This window comes from Devosia sp., assembly GCF_036676215.1.
Classification (GTDB): Bacteria; Pseudomonadota; Alphaproteobacteria; order Rhizobiales; family Devosiaceae; genus Devosia.
The window spans coordinates 1-4045 of the sequence record NZ_JAKFDJ010000024.1 but is presented as its reverse complement, the minus strand read 5'-3'; the positions used below and the strand labels follow the sequence as shown (position 1 = coordinate 4045).

3 protein-coding genes and 1 pseudogene are annotated in these 4045 nt (G+C 63.7%); 1 reads left to right on the top strand and 3 read right to left on the bottom strand.

The window, feature by feature from the left end:
- Positions 1 to 164 (top strand): annotated as a pseudogene (locus V6M52_RS01950) (SAM-dependent methyltransferase); the annotation flags it as partial.
- A 795-nt stretch (positions 165 to 959) separates the two neighbouring features.
- On the opposite strand, the gene V6M52_RS01945 reads toward V6M52_RS01950, so the two are convergent.
- The 3 genes from V6M52_RS01945 to V6M52_RS01935 form a co-directional block, all read right to left on the bottom strand.
- Positions 960 to 2159, bottom strand: a complete 1200-nt coding sequence (locus tag V6M52_RS01945; RefSeq protein ID WP_332698869.1) for an IS91 family transposase — start codon at positions 2157 to 2159, stop codon at positions 960 to 962.
- Positions 2160 to 2169: 10 nt separating this feature from the next.
- On the bottom strand, positions 2170 to 3045 hold the full coding sequence (locus V6M52_RS01940) for a tyrosine-type recombinase/integrase (protein WP_332698866.1): 876 nt from the start codon (positions 3043 to 3045) through the stop codon (positions 2170 to 2172).
- Positions 3046 to 3376: 331 nt separating this feature from the next.
- Positions 3377 to 4045 (bottom strand): GNAT family N-acetyltransferase (locus V6M52_RS01935; RefSeq protein WP_332698863.1); only part of this gene is annotated, 669 nt, incomplete at its 5' end.

Genomic DNA, 4045 nt, shown 5'->3' with positions numbered 1-4045 from the left:
CCGCCTATTGCCAGGGAACGCCGCTGCGCAACGAAATCGAGGCGCGCGACGCCAGCTTGCTTCAGCTCGCTACGGACCGCGCGACGGAGGCGATCGCAAGTCGCCATGGCGATGGCCCGGTGGGCGGCAAAATTCAGGCGCATGTGATCGTAGCGACGCGATAGCGGAGTCCCGGTGCAAGGCTGTTGCAAGACCCCGACCAGCATTGGCGATAAGCGCGGGCATCTGAGGCGCGGTGCGCCTTTGCCCGTGCGCACCAGAAGGCAGCCCGCCAAGACGAGATTCCCCCGAGCTTGTGTTCTCGGGCATGCAGCCGACGCGCGTGCTTCATCGCGGCAACTATGGCCTGGTGAGATGCCGGAAAGCCGCTTGTGGCCAGCGACTGGAACTGGCCAGGCCCGGGTGCAGCAATCCTCGAAATCGGCGCCACATTGCCGACACCCAATCTGCCGATGTCTGCGTCGGGTATGGCGCGAGCTGCTTGGATACGCCTATGTCGGCAGTCAGTCTTCTGGCGCCGGTCACCGCCGCCAAAAGCTGACTATCAAATCCAAAGTCGGCTTTGAAGTGTGCCGAGCAGCCGCATTGCGAAAGCTGCTTTTGTTAAGGGTTGTCTGATGCCTGCCCGCGCAGCGAGCTGACCTGCCTCGGGCGCCGGACTAAGGGCAGGCGTCGGACAAGCCTCGAGGGAGGAAACCGCGGGGTGTGCCGCGGGGCTCCGACAAGGCTACGAGGCTATGGGGATTTGGGCGACGGCACTTGGGCTGGCGATGGCCATGTAGCCGCTGATGTGAGCAGTGACGTCGACGGTACGCCAGGCGCCCAAGCTGATGTGCCGGGTTGTTCGGTGACGGGGCGAGCAAGAAACGTCACCATCGAGCGCCAAGGCAAGACCATCCCTGCCGGCCCTGGGCGATGCAGAGCCGATTGAGGGTTGGGACATCGACAGACGTTTGCACTCATGGTGCACCTGGCTGCCGCCGGGGTGGCGCGCGGATGGGCTGCCCACGCGCGAATGTCTCGAGGATGATCATCGCGCTGCCACAGTGGCGGCAGACGAAGCTTGGCGTGACGGGATCGAGTTCGGTAGCGGCACCCTGAGCTTGTGTGTCGGCGCCGGCTTGCTGATGCAGCAGCTCCCGAGCCCGAGCCAGGTTGGCCTTGCGGCTGCCGTTGGCCAACAGCCCGTAGTGGCGGATGCGATGAAAGCCGCCGGGCAGGACATGCAATAGGAAGCGGCGCATGAACTCGTCGGCACCGAGTGTCATGGTCTTGTGGCGCGTGCTGCCCTTGGCCCGGTAGTCCTTCCAGCGGAAGCTGACACCGTGCTCGTCCATGGCAACGAGGCGACGGTTGGAGATCGCCACGCGGTGGGTATAGCGCGACAGGTAAGCCAGCACGGCCTCGGGGCCGGCAAACGGGCGCTTGGCATAGACGACCCACTCGCAGCCGCGCAACGGCGCGAGCCAGTCGGCGAAGGCCTGCGCGTCGGCCAGCGCGGCGTACTCGCCGAAGAACTGCAAGCGACCGGCGCGATGCACCTGGTCGAGCTCTTCGAGAAAGCGCCGCCGAAACAGTCGCGAGAGCACGCGCACTGACAAGAAGAACCCCGGCTTGCAGGAGACCCAACGCTGGCCGTCCGGCGACAGACCGCCGCCCGGGACGATGCCATGCACGTGGGGGTGGTGCGTCAGCGCCGATCCCCAGGTGTGCAGGACCAGGGTCGCGCCGATGCTAGCGCCCAGATGCTTGGGATCGGCGGCGATGGTGCACAACGTCTCGGCTGCCACCTCGAACAACAGGCCATAGATCACGGCCTTGTTGTAGTAGGCGATGGCGCTGATGGGCGCTGGCAAGGTGAAGACCACATGGTAGTAGTCCAGCGGCAGCAGATCGGCTTGACGGGCCTCGAGCCAACGCCTGGCGGCGCTGGCCTGGCACTTCGGGCAATGCCGGTTGCGGCAGGAGTTGTAGGTGATCTCGACTTGCCCGCAGCCCTGGCAGCGCAGCACATGTCCACCCAGCGCCGCGCTGCGGCACTGCTCGATGGCCGACATGACCTTAAGCTGGCCCAGGCTCAGGTGAGCGCTCTGGGCCTTGCGCCAAGCTGGCCCGTGGGCACGGAAGATGTCGGCGACCTCCAGGGCGGGGTGCCCCATGGAGATGCCCCTACGCGGGTTCCAGACTCTCCAGCGGACTGACCACCTCGCGCAGGATCTCGGTGGCCACGTGCGTGTACAACGACGTGGTCTCGAGCCTCTTGTGCCCGAGCAGGACCTGGATCACGCGGATGTCCACCTTCTGCTCCAGCAGATGGGTGGCAAAACTGTGCCTCAAGGTGTGCATCGAGACGCGCTTGTCGATCTGCGCGGCCTCGGCAGCGGCATGGATGGCCCGGTTGAGCTGGCGCGTGCTCAGCGAATCCATGGGATTGAGGCCGGGAAACAGCCAGCCGCCCGGCAGCATCTTGCCCTGGGCATGGGCAAGACGCCACCAGGCACGCAGCCGCTCGAGCAACACCGGCGAGAGCATCGCGTAGCGATCCTTGCGGCCCTTGCCCTGCTCGACACGCAGGGTCATGCGCTGGCTGTCGATGTCACCGACTTTGAGCGCCATCACCTCGCTGGCACGCAGTCCTGCGCCGTAGGCGATCGACAGCGCCGTCTGGTACTTCAGGCTTGGGGCCGCGGCGATCAGGCGTGCGACCTCGTCACGGCCGAGCACCACCGGCAGCTTCTGCGGGACACGCACCGGTTGCATCTTGGCCATCAATTCGCCGCGGTCGAGCGTGACGTCGAAGAAGAACTTCAACCCCGTGATCGTCGCATTGAGCGTGATCGGCGAGGTGCCCTGGTCGACCAGGTGCAGCTGAAAGCGCCGCAGGTCCTCCACGCTGGCGGTGTCGGGTGGGCGGCCGAGGAAGGCGGCAAATTGCCGCACGGCGCGGATATAACCGGTCTGCGTCTTGGCGCATAGCTTGCGCATGCGCATGTCCTCGATCATGCGTTGGCGCAGTGGTGAGATGGCTTGGGTCGACGGGTTCATGGCTGTGCTCCTGTTGAGAAACGAGGCCGATTGCCTCATTTGTCAACATAGCCAGATGTCCACTCCGTGCATACCACCGGCGATGGATGAGCGCTTACCGCGCGAGCGGTTTAGTCCGATGACCCTTAGTCGCTGAATTCACTCGGCAGGCCTTTACCGGACACTCATCCCGCACGGCCTATTTTGTATCCTATGCAGACATCCATCCGACAGATTGCTGGGCGGATTGGCAGCAAGTGCGCCAGCATCTGGCTGCGCATTCCTATCCAGCCGCAGATTTCGGCGATCAGCTTACGGTAGCGTGCAACTCCTTGGCGGAATCAGATGTGGATTATTCTGGGCGCCTCGACCAACGTTCGCGTGGTAGCCGATACAGCACTTGTCTTCGCAGGGGGTTGTTCGCAGGCACCAGTGGGTGGTCGAAATCGTCCACAGGGTCGTACGACATGCCGAGCTTTTCCATCACACGGCGCGAATTGCGATTGGTCGGCACCGTGTTAGCGACGATCTCTTGAAGCCCGCGGTGCTCGAATCCGAAGCTAATGGCCGCGCATGCGGCCTCTGGGGCATATCCGTTGCCCCAGAATCGGCGGGCCATACGCCAGCCCACTTCCACGGCGGGGGTGAAATGGGCGTCGTAGCCTATTTGCAGCAGCCCGGCCGCACCCATGAATTCGCCCGATTCTTTGGACTCGATGGCCCACAAGCAAAAGCCGTGCGCCTCCAGATGAGCTTGTTGGCGAGCGATCCAGCCGTTGACGGCCTCAGGCGAAACAAAGGCTAACAGGTGCGCCATCACTTCGGGATCCGCTGACATGGCCGAGAAAGGCTCGCGATCGCCGTCAAGCCAAGGACGCAGGATTAAGCGATCAGTTTCTAGGGAAACTCTGATCAAGTCCACCGTCATAGACTCTTGAACGTTGCTGCACAAGGCAATTGATGGGACACCGAGATGACCAAGCAGATGACACTGGCAGGTGGCGGTTTCGAGAAATACGGC

Bases quoted from the DNA above. Each gene is read 5' to 3' on its own strand.
- V6M52_RS01945 (WP_332698869.1), bottom strand. From the start codon at position 2,159: ATGGGGCACCCCGCCCTGGAGGTCGCCGACATCTTCCGTGCCCACGGG.
- V6M52_RS01940 (WP_332698866.1), bottom strand. From the start codon at position 3,045: ATGAACCCGTCGACCCAAGCCATCTCACCACTGCGCCAACGCATGATC.